Source organism: Ruegeria sp. CE6 (assembly GCF_056537485.1).
In genome coordinates, this window is record NZ_JBQFRR010000004.1 from 307413 (window position 1) to 322773 (window position 15361).

The 15361-nt window shown below is 57.6% G+C and carries 13 protein-coding genes; 7 read left to right on the top strand and 6 right to left on the bottom strand.

Annotated features, from left to right (window positions below; all coding sequences use genetic code 11):
* Positions 1-52: 52 nt before the first annotated feature.
* Entirely contained in the window at positions 53-1189 is a 1137-nt protein-coding gene (locus tag ACR0DK_RS17650; RefSeq protein ID WP_170397111.1) for an MFS transporter, read from the top strand.
* Positions 1190-1195: 6 nt separating this feature from the next.
* On the opposite strand, the gene ACR0DK_RS17655 is transcribed toward ACR0DK_RS17650, so the two are convergent.
* From ACR0DK_RS17655 to ACR0DK_RS17665, 3 genes are all read right to left on the bottom strand, one after another.
* Positions 1196-2176 carry an ABC transporter permease gene (locus tag ACR0DK_RS17655; RefSeq protein WP_170397109.1) on the bottom strand — a complete coding sequence of 327 codons (981 nt, stop codon included), beginning with the start codon at positions 2174-2176 and terminating at the stop codon, positions 1196-1198.
* On the bottom strand, positions 2169-3176 hold the full coding sequence (locus ACR0DK_RS17660) for an ABC transporter permease (RefSeq protein ID WP_170397107.1): 1008 nt from the start codon (positions 3174-3176) through the stop codon (positions 2169-2171). The genes ACR0DK_RS17655 and ACR0DK_RS17660 overlap by 8 nt, the downstream gene beginning before the upstream one ends.
* Before the next feature lie 94 nt (positions 3177-3270).
* Complete coding sequence (locus ACR0DK_RS17665) at positions 3271-4977, bottom strand: peptide ABC transporter substrate-binding protein (RefSeq protein WP_170404084.1); 1707 nt, start codon at positions 4975-4977, stop codon at positions 3271-3273.
* A gap of 285 nt (positions 4978-5262) precedes the next feature.
* On the opposite strand from ACR0DK_RS17665, the gene ACR0DK_RS17670 reads away from it, so the two are divergent.
* From ACR0DK_RS17670 to ACR0DK_RS17690, 5 genes are read left to right on the top strand one after another with little or no spacing between them, the layout of a single operon-like run.
* Positions 5263-7083 (top strand): ABC transporter ATP-binding protein, encoded by a 1821-nt coding sequence (locus ACR0DK_RS17670; protein WP_170397103.1) that lies wholly within the window; start codon positions 5263-5265, stop codon positions 7081-7083.
* Positions 7084-7088: 5 nt separating this feature from the next.
* On the top strand, positions 7089-8255 hold the full coding sequence (argE, locus tag ACR0DK_RS17675; protein WP_170397101.1) for an acetylornithine deacetylase: 1167 nt from the start codon (positions 7089-7091) through the stop codon (positions 8253-8255).
* 22 nt (positions 8256-8277) lie between these two features.
* Complete coding sequence (locus ACR0DK_RS17680) at positions 8278-9444, top strand: M20 aminoacylase family protein (protein ID WP_170818027.1); 1167 nt, start codon at positions 8278-8280, stop codon at positions 9442-9444.
* Between the two features lie 14 nt (positions 9445-9458).
* Positions 9459-10622: a M20 aminoacylase family protein gene (locus tag ACR0DK_RS17685; RefSeq protein WP_480705463.1), complete on the top strand. Its 1164-nt coding sequence runs from the start codon at positions 9459-9461 to the stop codon at positions 10620-10622.
* A 17-nt stretch (positions 10623-10639) separates the two neighbouring features.
* Positions 10640-11803: a M20 aminoacylase family protein gene (locus ACR0DK_RS17690; protein WP_170404069.1), complete on the top strand. Its 1164-nt coding sequence runs from the start codon at positions 10640-10642 to the stop codon at positions 11801-11803.
* 74 nt (positions 11804-11877) lie between these two features.
* On the opposite strand, the gene ACR0DK_RS17695 is transcribed toward ACR0DK_RS17690, so the two are convergent.
* Positions 11878-13176: a 3-deoxy-D-manno-octulosonic acid transferase gene (locus tag ACR0DK_RS17695; protein ID WP_480737370.1), complete on the bottom strand. Its 1299-nt coding sequence runs from the start codon at positions 13174-13176 to the stop codon at positions 11878-11880.
* Position 13177: 1 nt separating this feature from the next.
* The gene (moaA, locus tag ACR0DK_RS17700; protein ID WP_170404063.1) at positions 13178-14185 is read right to left on the bottom strand and encodes a GTP 3',8-cyclase MoaA; all 1008 of its coding nucleotides are present in this window, start codon (positions 14183-14185) and stop codon (positions 13178-13180) included.
* A gap of 91 nt (positions 14186-14276) precedes the next feature.
* Here moaA and ACR0DK_RS17705 point away from each other — a divergent pair, with 91 nt between their 5' ends.
* Positions 14277-14690 carry a hypothetical protein gene (locus ACR0DK_RS17705; protein ID WP_170404060.1) on the top strand — a complete coding sequence of 138 codons (414 nt, stop codon included), beginning with the start codon at positions 14277-14279 and terminating at the stop codon, positions 14688-14690.
* Here ACR0DK_RS17705 and ACR0DK_RS17710 read toward each other — a convergent pair.
* Positions 14678-15361 carry a DNA alkylation repair protein gene (locus ACR0DK_RS17710; RefSeq protein ID WP_480737373.1) on the bottom strand — a complete coding sequence of 228 codons (684 nt, stop codon included), beginning with the start codon at positions 15359-15361 and terminating at the stop codon, positions 14678-14680. The two genes, ACR0DK_RS17705 and ACR0DK_RS17710, sit on opposite strands and share 13 nt — an antisense overlap.

Consider the following 15361-nt stretch of genomic DNA (forward strand, 5'->3'; position numbering starts at 1 on the left):
ACGAATGATCTGTAGAACGGGTGGCGTTTGGCAGATTTTATGAGGATTCCCTGTGATCGGTATTGTTGCGGCGTGGCGGGCTGTGGCCGCCATGTTTATCCTGAACGGTGCGCTGTTCGGCATCTGGGCATCGCGCATACCTGCGGTTCGGGACAGGCTGGATCTGACGCACGAGGCGCTAGGGCTTGGTTTGCTGTTCATGGCAGCAGGGGCCGTTTGTTCGTTTCCGATCACGGGCCGTTTGACGGACAAGTTTGGGGCGGTGGCGATCACGCGGGTGATCGCGGTTCTCTACACCTTTTCCCTGATCCTTTTGGCTCTCGCCGGCGGGTTCTGGTCGCTTGCGGCGTTTCTGTTTGTATTCGGAGCCTTCCATGGCTCGATGGATGTTGCGATGAACGCCTGGGCGGCAGAGGTCGAACAGGCCTATGACAAGCCGGTCATGTCGTCCTTTCACGCGATGTGGAGCCTTGGAGCCGGACTGGGAGCGCTCAGCGGATACGGTGCCGTACAGATGGGGCTGTCGGTGTTGCAACATTTTCTGCTAGCGGGTGGCGTTGTCGTCGCGCTTGCGCTTGTTTTGTCTTGGGTACGCTGGACTTCGAAACGTTCGGCTTCGAAACCTGGATCGGTGTTCGCTTTGCCGTCGGGTGCCCTAATCCTTGTGGGTTTCACAGCGCTGTGCGGCGCTTTGGGCGAGGGGGCTGTTGCGGATTGGAGCGCGATTTTCCTGCGTGACGTTACCGGTGCGGCTGAGAGTATCGCGGCGTTAGGCTATGCGGTCTTCTCGGTCACGATGGTTGCGTTCCGGCTTGCGGGCGGGGTGGTGATCGCGCGTTTCGGGCCTGTTGCAACAGCACGATTTGGCGGCGTTTGCGCCGCGCTGGGCGTGTTTGGCGTAGTATCGGCGGGAGGCGCAGGATTGGCTTTGGCAGGTTTTGCTCTGATGGGAGTGGGCTATGCGGTAATCATGCCTCTGGCCTTTAGCCGTGCGGCCAACGACCCGCATGTCCCGCCCGGACAGGCGATCGCAAGCGTCGCGACATTGGGATACGGAGGGTTGTTGATCGGGCCGCCTCTGATCGGATTTCTGGCCGAGTTGATGACGCTGAGATTTGCCTTTGCAGTTCTTTTACCGCTGGCCGTTCTTATCATCGTATTGGCCGGCGCGCTGAAGCGCGCCGACTAAGTTCGCTTATCGTCCGCGAATACGTGGATCCAGCGCATCGCGCAGGCCGTCACCCAGATAATTTACACTGAGGACGGTAAGTGAGATCGCTAGTCCGGGCCAGAACACGCGCTCGGGGTATTGCTGAAGATAGTCGACGCCATCGAAGAGCAGCCGACCCCATGTCGGGAAGTCCGGCGGAAATCCGAGGCCGAGGAAGGAAAGCGCGCTTTCGGTGATGATCGCAGTTGCAATCCCCAGCGTGGCCGACACCATGATCGGAGACAGAACATTCGGCAGGATGTGCCGGGTGATGATCTGGCCATTGCTGGTGCCGATGGACCGGGCGGCCAGAACGAACTCACGCTCTTTGATCGCCAGCACATCGCCGCGCACGATCCGCGCTGTGGGCATCCATGAGGTGATGCCGATGGCGCAGACGATCAGGATGAAGATTCCACGCTCTAACCCGAAGGCAGCAGATAGCGGCTCGCGGAAGAGCAGCATCATGACCAGCAGCAGCGGTAGCAACGGCAAGGCCAAGAACAGATCCGTCAGGCGCATCAGTGGGCCATCCAGCCGTTTGAAGAACCCGGCCAGAACACCGATGAACGAGCCCAGAAACAGCGCCAACAGCATCGCGGTGATGCCGACTGACACCGATGTCTGACCGCCTGACATCATGCGAGCTAGGATATCGCGGCCCAACTGGTCGGTGCCAAAGGGATGCGCCCAACTGGGGCCCTGATTGCGCGAACGGATGTCGATCTGAGTGGGGTCGATGCTCCATAAGTATGGGCCCAGATAGACGCCTGCGACGATGAAGATGAACAGAATCGCTCCGATCATCGCGCCTTTGTGGGTCTTGAACTGATCCCAGACATCGCGCCATTGGCTCCGCGGTGGGGTGGCCAGTTCTTCCATCACATCGGTGGTTGGCAGCGCTGTCGAGGCGGGCGCAAGCCCTTCGTCCGGGACCAGTGTATCGGTACGATCATGATCAGTCATAACGAATCCTCGGGTCCAGAATGCCATAGAGAACGTCGGCGATCAGATTGAACAGGACGATCAGCACGGCAAAGATGAAGGTCAGGGTTTGGACCATCGGCAAGTCATTGGCCTGAATAGCCCCGATCAGCAACTGGCCGATTCCGTTCACTTTGAACACCTGCTCGGTAATGATCGCTCCGCCGAAGATGGCCGGAATACCCAGCGCGATAACGGTGACCACAGGGATCATCGAGTTGCGCAGGACGTGGACCATGACGACCGTATATTCGCTGAGGCCCTTGGCGCGGGCGGTGCGGACATAATCCTGATTAAGGTTGTCCAGCATCGAGGCGCGCATGAATCGGCTGAGCTGCGCGGTGATCTGCAGAGCCAGAACCATGACCGGCATGATCATCTGTTTCAGCTGTACAACAAAGCTGTCCCAGCTATTGACCACATGGGTGGTGTCATAGATCGACGGGAACCATCCAAGCTGGACTGAGAAGATCACGATCACCAATACGCCCGAGAAGAACGGCGGTACCGAGAAGCCGACCATCGACACGAATGTGCCCATTTGGTCGAACCAGGAATACTGCCGGTAAGCCGAATAGATACCGATGGGCAGGGCGATCAGGATGGCGACCACATAAGCGGTGCCAACAACCCACAGGGTCTGCGGGATGCGCTGAACGACGATGTCCATGACGGGTGAGCGGGTCTGCCACGAAATCACGCGCAGGTCACCTTCGGAGAAGGTTGTACCAAAGATCGAGTCGACCAGAACCTGCGGTTCGATCCAGAAGAACTGCACGATCCATTTCCAGAACCGGATATGCATCGGCTGACCGAGGCCCAGTGCCTCGCGCATCTTCTCTTTGACTTCGGGAGGGACGGTAAGTGGAACCTGCGCCATCGGATCGCCGGGTGCGAGTTCGAGGAGCAGGAAGATGACGAGGCTGATGAACAGTAGCGTGGGAACGGCCAGCACCAGTCGTCTGATGGTAAAGTTGAGCATTAAGAGGCGCCTTTATATGCGTCTTCTTGTTGGAGTGGTCTGCAAATGACCGCGCCCCGATATGGGTCGGGGCGCGGTTTTGCAAGATTAACGCTTAGGAACCGGTCTTGCGGTACCAGTCCGCAATGTTCCACAGCTCGCTGTCCCAAACGTTCAGGACAACGCCACCCAGCGTGTTAGCGTGTGCCGACAGTCGACCACGGTGCACCAGCGGGATCATTCCGCCATTTTCAACCATGATGTCGTTCAGCTGACGCGCGATCTGCGCGCGCTCATCCGCACCTGCGGTTTCGGCCAGCTTGCCATGCAGCTTGTCGAACTCTTCGTTGCAGAAACGGCTGATGTTCTCGCCCTGCCACTGGCTTTCAGGCTTGGGTGCCTTGTCGCACAGGCCGTTGCCCAGATAGGACTGCGGGTCGGTGCCGTTGAAGGTGTTGGCATACATTTCAACGTCGGCATAGAACTTCTGGAAGGTGTCAGGCGAACCCGGATCACCACCAAAGAAGACCGAAGCATTGATGTTGCGCAGCTCAGTTTCGATACCGATTTGGCTCCACCATTCTTTGATCAGCGCCTGGAAGTCCTGGCGAACTGCGTTGGTAGAGGTCTGGTAGACAATCTTCAGCGGTACACCATCTTTTTCACGGATGCCATCGCCATCGGAATCAACGATACCCGCGTCATCCAGAAGCTTCTTGGCACCTTCTATATCCTGAGTATCGCAGCTGAATGTGTCGGAATTCACCGCGGCAGGCGCAGGTACCCAGTTGCAGGTAACCTTACCGGCCTGACCGTAGCCGATTTCAACCAGCAGCGGCCGGTCGATGGCCAGCGACATGGCCTTGTAAACAGCAGGGTCCTGCAGGAACGGGTGCGGATGCTTTGCAGTCGAACGCTCGCCCTCCGGCAGATCTGGCGACGGGTTGGTCTGGTTCAGCATGATGCGTTCCACCAGCGGGCCGAAGCCTGCGACCGGAGTACCTTTGCCGCCTTCCTGCATCTGCGCGATCACTTCAGGCGCAAGCTGCAAGTTCCAGGCATAGTCAAATTCGCCGGTTTCCATGACCGCACGACCAGCAGCAGTTGCATCGCCACCGCCTTTGAATGTTACCGTTGCGAACGCAGGCTTTGCCGGGTCACGGTAGTTATCATTGGCCTTGAAAGTGATCACGTCATTCGGCTTGAATTCGGTGACAACAAATGGGCCTGTGCCGATCGGGTTAAAGTTCTGCTCGGTGCATTCGGGCGCTTTGGCTCCCATGCAATCCGCGAACTGTGCTGCCTGGATGATCGGGCTCTCACCACCCACGAACGGGCCGTAAGGGAACGGGGTCGGCGCATCGAATGTGACTTTGACGGTCAGATCATCGACAGCTTCGACATTGGTGACACCTTCAAATTTGGTCACCTGCGCACAACCGCCTTCTGGGTCCATGCAATAGTTTGCAGTGAACACAACATCAGCGGAGGTGAATGGCGTGCCGTCTGACCAGGTGATTCCCGGCGCGATTTTCCAAGTGATCGAGGTCAGGTCTTCGCTGACGCCACCATTTGCAACTGTCGGAATTTCAGATGCCAGGAACGGAACCATTTCGCCATCTTGATTGTACCGGGCGAGCGGCTCAATCACTAGCGACGCGGATTCCACATCCTTGGTGCCACCCGAAAGGAACGGGTTCAGGATCGATGGGGCTTGCCAGTAAATGATGCTGACATTGCCGTCCGATCCACGCTCGGCCATGGCCATCGGGGCCATTGCCGTGCTTGCAATCGCACCAAGCAAAAGGGTTTTGATTTTCATCATACACTCCATGTTGGACACATACGTGTCTCGATTATCTCCGCGATGCCCGCGGGTTAGGCGTGGCCGTCAAAAGGGATAAGGATTTGGAATCAAACGGAAACGATTGTATCGCCTTCGTGTATTCAGACCTCTCCCCAGAACGGTTACGCGGCGTATCGAAACAGAGTTTTGGAAAATTGCAAGCCTTGCCTTGCGAAATTTGACCTATCGGTTTGACTTTTCACATCTGCCCGCCTTAGCGTTTGGCACCCAATCCGAAAAGCCGCCAAGGGGAGAGCGCGCGTGCTGGATCAGCCAATTGCCCAGATCAAAAAACTGCGGGTCGAATTTCAAACTAAAGATGGCCCGGTGGTGGGCGTCGAGGACGTCTCGTTCGAGGTTAACCCAGGCGAAACCGTCTGTATCGTGGGCGAATCGGGGTCGGGCAAATCAGTCTCATCTCTATCGCTGATGCGCTTGGTCGAGTTCGGCGGCGGTGAAATTGCTGGCGGACAACTGCTTTTCGATCGCCGCGGCGGCGAGGAAATGGATCTGTCCCACGCCGATCAAGATCTGATGAAGCAGATTCGCGGAAATGAGATCGGAATGATCTTTCAGGAGCCGATGACGGCCTTGAACCCGGTTTTCACCGTCGGACGGCAGCTCACCGAAGGATTGCGAATCCACAAGGACATGAACAAAGCGCAGGCCGAAGAGCGCGCGCTGGAACTATTGCGTCAGGTGCGCATCCCCGAGCCCGAGCGACGTTTAAAGCAATATCCGCATGAACTGTCCGGTGGCATGCGCCAGCGTGTGGTGATCGCCATGGCCATGGCGTGTGAGCCTCGCCTGCTGATTGCGGATGAACCCACTACTGCATTGGATGTGACCATCCAGGCCGAGATTCTGGCGCTGATGGACCGCCTAAAGCGCGAGACCGGTACGGCAGTAATGTTTATCACCCATGACATGGCTGTGGTCGCGCAGATGGCGGACCGGGTGGTGGTCATGTTCCGCGGCAACAAGGTCGAGGAAGGCACCGTCAAAGAAATCTTCGAAAACCCGCAGCACGATTACACCAAGGCGTTGCTGGCGGCGGTTCCGAAATTGGGCGAGATGCAGGGTAAAGCCGCGCCCGAGCCAATGAAACTGCTGGGTGAGGAAGGCCAGAAGATCGCTCCGATCCCGGGTACGAACGAAGTGTTGCTGACGGTCAAGAACCTGACCACGCGATTTGCGGTGAAAGGCGGATTGCTGCGTCGGACTATCTCGAACGTGCATGCAGTCGAAGATGTCTCGTTCACGCTGAACCGGGGGCAGACTCTCAGCCTCGTTGGCGAATCTGGGTGTGGCAAGTCGTCGGCAGGGCGCTCGATCCTGCGATTGGTGGAGCCGATGGCGGGTGAGGTTGATCTGGACGGTGTCGACATCATGAAGCTGGACCAGGCCGGCCTGCGCAAAGCGCGGCTGGACATGCAGATGATCTTTCAGGATCCGTTCGCCTCGCTGAACCCGCAGATGCAATTGGTTGATCAGGTCGCCGAACCGATGCGGAACTATGGGGTTGCGTCGGGGTCAGAACTGCAGGACCGCGTGGCGCAACTGTTCGACAAGGTGCAACTGCCGCGCAGCTTCATGCGCCGCTTCCCACATGAGATGTCGGGTGGTCAGCGGCAACGGATTGCGATTGCGCGAGCACTGGCGCTGAATCCCAAGCTAATCATCGCGGATGAGGCCGTTTCGGCGCTGGACGTCTCGGTTCAGGCGCAGGTGCTGAACCTGATGATGGAGCTGCAGTCCGAGCTTGGCCTCAGCTATCTGTTCATCAGCCATGACATGGCGGTGGTCGAGAGGGTCAGTCACCATGTCGGTGTGATGTATCTGGGCCGCATTGTCGAACTGGGCCCGCGTGCTCGGGTTTTTGAGAACCCACAGCACCCTTATACGCAGGCACTGATGAAGGCGGTACCAATTGCCGACCCGAACAAGCGCAAGTCGGAAAAAGACTTGAACTTCAAACCGATCCCGTCGCCAATTCATCCGATTGGATACGCGCCCGAACCCTCGCAATACAACGAGGTTGAACCGGGCCATTTTGTTTTGACCACTGACAGCGGATATTGACCCTCATGGCTGAGCGCCTGTCTCCGCTAGAGATCATGACTAAGCTGATCTCATTCCCGACTGTCAGTCGCGATACGAATTTACCGCTGGTGGATTGGGTCGAGGCGTATCTGCAAAGCCACGGGATCGAACCGCATCGTTGGCCTGATCCGGATCAGCCGCATAAGGCGGCTCTGTTCGCGCATGTCGGCCCGTGGGAAGAGGGCGCGATTGTCCTATCAGGTCACACTGATGTTGTTCCCATCGATGGCCAGCCTTGGGACACCGATCCATTTGTCGTGACCGAGAAAGATGGCAAGTATTTCGGGCGTGGCACCTGCGACATGAAGGGCTTTGACGCGCTGGCGATCTGGGCCTTGGTCGAGGCGCATCACGCTGACACCAAACGCCCCCTGCAACTGGCGTTGAGCTTTGATGAAGAGGTTGGCTGCACCGGCGCGCCGCCGATGATCGCCCACATGCAGGAGGTTCTGCCCAAAGGATCAGCCGTGATTGTGGGCGAGCCGTCGATGATGCAGGCCGTCACCGGCCATAAGGGCGGGTTTGGCTTTGACACGCATGTGGTGGGGTTCGAAGTTCACAGCTCAATCATGCACACAGGCGTCAATGCGATCATGGAGGCCGCGCCGCTGATCAATTGGGCCAATGATCGGAACGCCGAGAATATGGCGGCGCAACCTTCAGACATTGCGTCAGTGTTCGATCCGCCTTGGACTACCTGCCATGTTGGTATGATCGAAGGCGGAACCGCGCATAATATCACTGCCAAAGACTGTCGCTTCATGATGGATTTCCGCACCGTTCCGGACGATGAAAAATCGGTCTGGCAGAAGGCCTATTTCGATAAGGTTCGTGAAGTCGAGGCGCGGATGCAAGCGGTTCATCCCGACGCCCGGATCGAGCTGTCCGAGCATTTTTCGATCCCAGGTCTTGTGCCTGAAGAAGATGGCGAGGCTGAGACGCTGGTGCGCGCGCTCACCGGTGACAATGCGACACATGTGGTAAGCTATGGCACCGAGGCGGGGCAGTTTCAGGAAGCTGGTTATTCCGCTGTTATCTGCGGCCCAGGTGATATCGCGCAGGCCCATCAGCCGAATGAGTTCATTACGATTTCTCAATTCAACGCAGGTCAAAAATTTATGGAGCGTCTGGTAAAGAGGCTCTGCGAATAACATCTCAAAGGAGAGGTTAAAGATGCCCGTCAAGAACCGGCTCGCCGAAATGCATGGCGAGATCACCAAATGGCGCCGTCACCTGCATATGCATCCCGAGCTGATGTATGATGTGGAAGAAACGGCAGGGTTTGTGGTCGACCGACTGAAGGAGTTCGGTGTGGATGAGATCACGCCCGGCATCGGCAAGACTGGCGTGGTTGCCGTCATCAAGGGACGTCAGGATACGCTAGGCCGTGTTATCGGGCTGCGTGCCGACATGGATGCGCTGCCCATAGAAGAGGCGACGGGGCTGGACTATGCTTCGACGGTTTCTGGTAAGATGCATGCCTGTGGTCATGACGGTCATACCTCAATGCTGTTGGGCGCGGCGCAGTATCTGGCCGAGACGAGGAATTTTGACGGTACCGTTGTGTTGATTTTCCAGCCTGCCGAAGAAGGCGGGGCAGGTGGTCTGGCCATGTGTCAGGACGGGCTGATGGAGCGCTGGGGTATTCAGGAAGTCTATGGCATGCACAACATGCCGGGAATGCCGGTTGGTGAGTTTGCCATTCGACAAGGCGCATTGCTGGCTTCTTCGGATGAATTCGAAATTGTTGTAACGGGTAAAGGCGGTCATGCTGCCGCCCCGCATGAGGCGGTAGATACAACGCTGATTGCGTCGCACATTGTTGTAGCTTTGCAATCAGTGGTGTCGCGTACCGTGGACCCTATCAAAAGGGTGGTGCTGACCGTCGGGACTTTTGAAACCGATAGTGTGGCCTCGAATGTGATTGCCCATACGGTGCGGTTGCGGGGAACTGTTCGTACACTTGACCCAGAATATCGAAAGGTCGCTGAAGAACGCGTGCGCAGGATCGCCGAGGACACTGCCTCGGCCTTTGGAGCTTCGGCTAAGATGACGTGGACACCGGGCTATCCGGTGACGGTGAATTCGGACGATGAAACCATCTATGCTGCTGAGGCCGCGCAGGCCGTGGCAGGCAAGGTCAATGACAGCACCGATCCAATTATGCCGTCAGAAGATTTTGCTTACATGCTTGAAGAACGGCCCGGAGCCTACATCTTTATCGGAAACGGGGACACGGCCATGTGCCATCACCCGGAATACAACTTCGACGACGACGCCATTCCCGCCGGTTGCAGCTGGTTTGCCGAGCTGGTGGAACGACGATTACCCGTCGCCTGATTTGGGAGGATCAGATGCCAATCAAGAACCGACTTGCCGAAATGCACGAGGAAATCACCGGTTGGCGGCGGGATATTCATCAACACCCTGAGATCCTCTATGACACCCACCGCACCAGCGCCTTGGTGGCTGAAAAGCTGAAAGAGTTCGGTTGCGATGAGGTTGTGACGGGCATTGGCCGCACCGGAGTTGTTGGCGTCATCAAGGGCAAGACCGACACGCAGGGTCGTGTGATCGGCCTGCGTGCCGATATGGACGCGCTGCCGATGCAGGAGCAGACGGGCCTTGATTATGCCTCGAAAACCGATGGCGCCATGCATGCCTGTGGCCATGATGGCCATACGGCGATGGTGTTGGGCGCGGCGAAATACTTGTCTGAGACGCGGAACTTCGACGGCACGGCCATTGTGATTTTCCAACCAGCGGAAGAAGGTGGCAATGGGGCCGAGGCGATGTGCAAGGACGGTCTGATGGATCGGTTCGGCATTCAGGAAGTCTATGCCATGCACAATGTGCCAGGTGTGCCGACGGGGCAGTTTGCGATCCGGTCTGGCCCGCTGCTGGCGGCTGCGGATGAGTTCGACATTCATCTGGAAGGCCGGGGCGGCCACGCGGCGAAACCGCATGAAACAATTGATACTACAGTGATGTTGTCGCAACTGATCGTGGCACTTCAGACCATCGTGTCGCGTAACGCGGACCCTATTTTACAAGCGGTTCTGTCTGTGACTTCGGTCGAGACCTCATCCAAAGCGTTCAATGTGATCCCTCAATCGGCGCAGGTGCGCGGTACTGTACGAACGCATTCGAACGAAATGCGCGACCTGATCGAGACGCGGCTGACCGAGGTGGCTGAGGGTATTGCTGAAACCTTCGGTGGCACTGTCAAAGTCTCATACACGCGTGGAGTTCCGGTGACGATCAACGCCGAAGAACAGACGGAATTTGCCGCTGAGGCCGCCATTTCCGTAGGTGGCAGCTGTGATGAGGCGCCGATGGTGATGGGGGGCGAGGATTTCTCGTTCATGCTGGAAGAACGCCCCGGGGCCTTCATCGTGCTGGGCAATGGCGACAGCGCCGGGCTGCACCACCCTGAATACAATTTCAACGATGAGATCATCCCGATGGGATGCTCATGGTTTGCCGAAATGGTCGAGCGCCGGATGCCGGCGGCTTGAATTAGGAGAGAGAAGACATGCCAGTTAAGAACCGCTTTGCCGAATTGCAGGCCGAAATCACCGAATGGCGACGGGATATTCATGAAAACCCCGAGATTCTGTTTGAAACCCACCGCACCAGTGCTTTGGTCGCGGACAAACTGAAAGAGTTCGGCTGCGACGAGGTCGTTACCGGGATCGGTCGCACCGGGGTTGTCGGTGTGATCAAGGGCAAATCAGACTCGAGTGGCAAAGTCATCGGTCTGCGTGCTGATATGGATGCGCTGCCGATTCACGAGGCGACGGGGTTGAATTACGCCTCGAAAACCGATGGGGCGATGCATGCTTGTGGCCATGATGGACATACGGCGATGCTGCTCGGGGCGGCGAAATACCTTTCGGAAACGCGTAATTTTGACGGCACTGTAGTGGTCATCTTCCAGCCCGCTGAAGAAGGTGGCGGCGGTGGTCGCGAAATGTGCGAAGACGGCATGATGGCGCGCTGGAATATTCAGGAAGTCTACGGCATGCACAACTGGCCGGGCCGTCCGGTCGGCAGTTTCTCGATCCGTCCGGGTTCGTTCTTTGCCGCGACCGATCAGTTCGACATCACCTTTGAAGGACGCGGTGGCCACGCCGCGAAACCGCAGGAGACCGTGGATACAACCGTGATGACGGCGCAGGCGGTTCTGGCGCTGCAGACGATTGCCTCGCGTAATGCTGATCCGATTGATCAGGTGGTGGTATCGGTGACGTCGTTCGAGACTTCTTCGAAGGCGTTCAACGTGATCCCGCAAACGGTGCAGATCAAAGGCACCGTACGCACCATGAGCAAAGAGATGCGCGATCTTGCCGAGAAACGGATCAACGAGATTTGCGCAGGAGTTGCAGCGACCTTTGGTGGCACGGCGGATGTGACCTATATTCGTGGCTATCCGGTGATGGTGAACAGTGACGAGCAGACCGATTTCGCGGCCGAGGTGGCGAAATCGGTCTCGGGCAGCTGTGACGAGGCGCCCCTTGTCATGGGGGGTGAGGATTTTGCCTTTATGCTCGAAGAGCGTCCGGGGGCTTATATTCTGGTGGGCAATGGCGATACGGCCATGGTTCATCATCCCGAGTATAATTTCAACGACGAGGCCATTCCTGCCGGGTGTAGTTGGTGGGCCGAGATTGTTGAGCAGCGGATGCCTGCTGCTTGATCGGAAGGGTGGGGGCTCTGCCCCCACACCCCCGAGGTATTTTTAGCCAGATGACGAGGGATCGGTGTGTTTTGTCAGCCGAGAGACAGGCGGGAGCAGAGCGTTTCGATCACCGCATCCAAAGCCGAACTCTGTGTTTTCACGCAGGCATCGGCTGCCATTCGAGCGGTGTGCAGTTCGGCTTTGTCCGACAGCCAGAGGGTGACAGCATCTGACAATGCATTGGCCGAGTTGATCCGGACGGCGCCGCCTGTTTTGATGAGCGGCTCAAATGTCTCGGCAAAATTGAAATAGCCGGGACCGGTGATCACCGCAGCCCCCGCCTGAACTGGTTCGAACGGGTTGTGGCCGCCGATCTCTTTCAGCGACCCCCCCAGGAAAACAATGGGGCAGAGGACGTACCAGGTTCCGGTTTCACCCAATGTATCCGCGACATAGACCTGTATGTCTGATGTTATCTGTTGATCAGCGCTGCGTCGTGCATGCGAAAGACCAGCATCACTCACCAATTTAGCAACGTCGTCTCCACGCTCCGGATGGCGAGGGATCAGCAGCAATAGCAGGTCGGGCCAGCGCTGCAGCAACGCTTTGTGGGCTGCCAGAACCGTTTCTTCTTCCCCTGTATGGGTCGAACTGGCAATCCACAGCGGGCGACAATCTATCTGCGCTTGGGTTTTGGTCAGGACATCCTGATTTACGGGCAGCGGGTCAGACATGGCCTTGAGGTTGGTGCCGGGCTGTACGCGATCCGCGTCGGCACCAATTGCGATCAGATTAGCGGCGGTTTTGTCGTTCTGGGTCAGAAATACCTTGAAATGATCCAGAATGAAGCGCGCAGTGTTCGGGCGCTTGTTCCAACTGTCCACTGACTTGTCAGATAGCCGGGCATTCAAGAGCGCCAGTGGCGTGCCGCGATTTGCGGCCTCTACGATCAGCCGGGGCCAGATTTCACTTTCTACAAAGATGCCTGCATCGGGTTTCCAGTGGTCCAGAAACTCGCGCACCGGAGCGGCGCTGTCCAATGGCGGATACTGGTGGCGCGTCCGCGCAGGTAAGCGCTTGGCAATCAACGTCGCCGAGGTCGGGGTGCCTGAGGTGATGAGAAACTCAGCATTCGGCAGGCGCTGCCCCAGACGGTTGATCAGGCTTAGAACCGATAGGCTTTCACCCACACTGGCCGCGTGAAACCAGATCAGCTGCCCATCTGGGCGCGGCAAACTGGCATGGCCAAGCCGTTCTTGCTGGCGGCTTTCGGGAACGCCCGCAGCGTGCAGTTTGCTGCGGACTTTTCGCCAAACCAAGGGTTCGGCCATTGAAATGAGGCCGCAGTACAGTTTGTACAGCAGCGTTGGCTGCGCGGGTGTGCCGGGCATCTCAGCCGCCCGTATGACTCATGTGGCGGCTCATCTGACCGTCGACGGCTTGCCGGGAATAGTCGAAATCATGGCCCTTGGGCTTGAGATTGATGGCTGCGCGGATCGCGTCTTCCAACGGTTTCTCGGTATCGGGATGATCGCGCAGGGGTGCGCGCAGATCAGCCATGTCTTCCTGGCCAAGGCACATGTAGATCTCACCAGTGCAGGTCAGGCGCACGCGGTTGCAGCTTTCGCAGAAGTTATGGCTGAGTGGCGTTATGAAACCGATCTTTTGACCGGTCTCCTCAAGCCTGACATACCGCGCCGGACCACCTGTCCGTTCGGCCAGATCAGTGACCGTATAGTGGTTCTGATATTCCTTGCGGACGTCTTTGAGCGACCAATACTGATCCAGCCGGTCTTCGTTGCCGATGTCGCCCATGGGCATCACCTCGATCCAGGTCAGATCCATATCACGTTCGGCACACCATTCGGTGATCTTGGGTAGCTCGGGCTCGTTGAACCCTTTCAGAGCGACAGCGTTGATCTTGATCCGCAGGCCAGCCTTCTGCGCTGCGTCAATGCCGTTCAGCACCTGTTTCAGGCGGCCCCATCGGGTGACCTTGGCGAATTTGTCTTCATCCAGCGTATCGAGCGATACATTCACGCGCCGCACACCCGCTGCGTAAAGATCATCCGCAAATCGGTGCAATTGTGATCCGTTGGTTGTCAGCGTCAGCTCCTTCAGGGCGCCGCTGTCCAGATGTCGGGTCATGCTGTTGAAGAATGACATAATGTTTCGCCTAACCAGTGGTTCGCCCCCGGTGATGCGCAATTTCTCGACGCCCAAATTGACGAAAGTCGTGCACATACGATCCAACTCTTCCAGAGTCAGAAGGTCTTTTTTGGGAAGAAACTTCATATCTTCGGACATGCAGTAAACGCAGCGGAAATCGCAGCGATCCGTAACGGAGACGCGAAGATAGGTGATGGCGCGGGCAAACGGGTCTATAAGCGGAGCTGTCATGGCTTATAGGTAAAGCGGAGGCATGTTCGCGGCAAGTGCCATCTGCGTTTTGGACTGGTACAGTTAGGCGCAGCGCTCTAGGTTTTGTGTCATGAAATATGCTTTGGTTTTAGCTTTTAGCCTCGTTGCCGGTTGCGATGCCGTTCGGTCCACGACGGATCGGGTGTTCGGAAGTTCATCCAACGAGACGGCGGCTGAACCCGTTACAGCAGAGGCGACGGAGGTAACTCCTGAACCTGTGGCTGCCGCAGGGTGGTCTGGCGCCAAAACGACCGTTGCCGGGCTGGGCGATCCCAACACTCCGGGGCGCTGGTTGCAGACGCCTCTGGTGCAAACTGAAATCAACGGCCGCGTGGTTGTGCCGCGCACGGGTGCGCAGGCCTATGTGACGCTTGTTCCCGCACCAGGCCCCGAAGGCGGTGGCGGACGGCTGTCGCTTGAAGCCATGCGCGCGCTTTTGGTGCCATATGACGAGTTGGTGGAACTGGAAGTCTATTCCGACTGAGCGCGCAGGTATTTCCCAGCCTCTTTGCGGGCAAAGGGTTTCATGTTTGCGCCGTGCGTTTCAAGAAACGCGACTACGCGCTCTGGATCATGCTTTGACAATTCGCGCAGCCACCATGCGATGGCCTTCTGGATAAACCATTCCCGATCGGAGACATACGTGGCAGCCCAGCCGAGTATACGGTCGCGGCATGCCAGGTCTTCCGGTTTGGGATGGTTCTGTTTGGTCCAGGGCAAGGTGGCGACCAGCGCGGCGCGTTTGGTCCACATGTGGCCCGACGTGGTCCAACGTTCGACCTGATCCAGCCGGGTTGGATCAGCCGAAAGGCGCTTTTGCATCGCCATACAGGCATGATCGGCCACTGCCCAGGCGTCAAAATCCGGTAGCCAGCTTTGCAGCAGGTCCCACACCGCGTCATCCGGTCGGATACGGGCTTGGGTCAGCAGCTTTGCTGCCGCGACCCGCGCTTCATGAATGTTGGTCTGCCATAAGCCATCGGCGACAGCGATGCGGTCGATGACTTCAAGTTCGCGCCGCCAAGCCTTGGTCAGATCATTCAAAACCGGGTTCGGAACGCCCAGATAGGTGCGGTCTACCTTATGGTAGGCCGCCACCTGTTCTGCGCGTTCGGGATCGGCATGGGCTTTGATCTGATCCAGATAGGCTTGCAT

Excerpts from the sequence above, each read along its gene's own strand:
- ACR0DK_RS17660 (WP_170397107.1), bottom strand. The coding sequence starts at position 3,176 with ATGCTCAACTTTACCATCAGACGACTGGTGCTGGCCGTTCCCACGCTA.
- ACR0DK_RS17685 (WP_480705463.1), top strand. The coding sequence starts at position 9,459 with ATGCCAATCAAGAACCGACTTGCCGAAATGCACGAGGAAATCACCGGT.
- ACR0DK_RS17665 (WP_170404084.1), bottom strand. The coding sequence starts at position 4,977 with ATGAAAATCAAAACCCTTTTGCTTGGTGCGATTGCAAGCACGGCAATG.
- ACR0DK_RS17680 (WP_170818027.1), top strand. The coding sequence starts at position 8,278 with ATGCCCGTCAAGAACCGGCTCGCCGAAATGCATGGCGAGATCACCAAA.
- ACR0DK_RS17705 (WP_170404060.1), top strand. The coding sequence starts at position 14,277 with ATGAAATATGCTTTGGTTTTAGCTTTTAGCCTCGTTGCCGGTTGCGAT.
- ACR0DK_RS17710 (WP_480737373.1), bottom strand. The coding sequence starts at position 15,361 with ATGCAAGCCTATCTGGATCAGATCAAAGCCCATGCCGATCCCGAACGC.
- ACR0DK_RS17695 (WP_480737370.1), bottom strand. The coding sequence starts at position 13,176 with ATGCCCGGCACACCCGCGCAGCCAACGCTGCTGTACAAACTGTACTGC.
- ACR0DK_RS17690 (WP_170404069.1), top strand. The coding sequence starts at position 10,640 with ATGCCAGTTAAGAACCGCTTTGCCGAATTGCAGGCCGAAATCACCGAA.
- moaA (WP_170404063.1), bottom strand. The coding sequence starts at position 14,185 with ATGACAGCTCCGCTTATAGACCCGTTTGCCCGCGCCATCACCTATCTT.
- ACR0DK_RS17655 (WP_170397109.1), bottom strand. The coding sequence starts at position 2,176 with ATGACTGATCATGATCGTACCGATACACTGGTCCCGGACGAAGGGCTT.
- argE (WP_170397101.1), top strand. The coding sequence starts at position 7,089 with ATGGCTGAGCGCCTGTCTCCGCTAGAGATCATGACTAAGCTGATCTCA.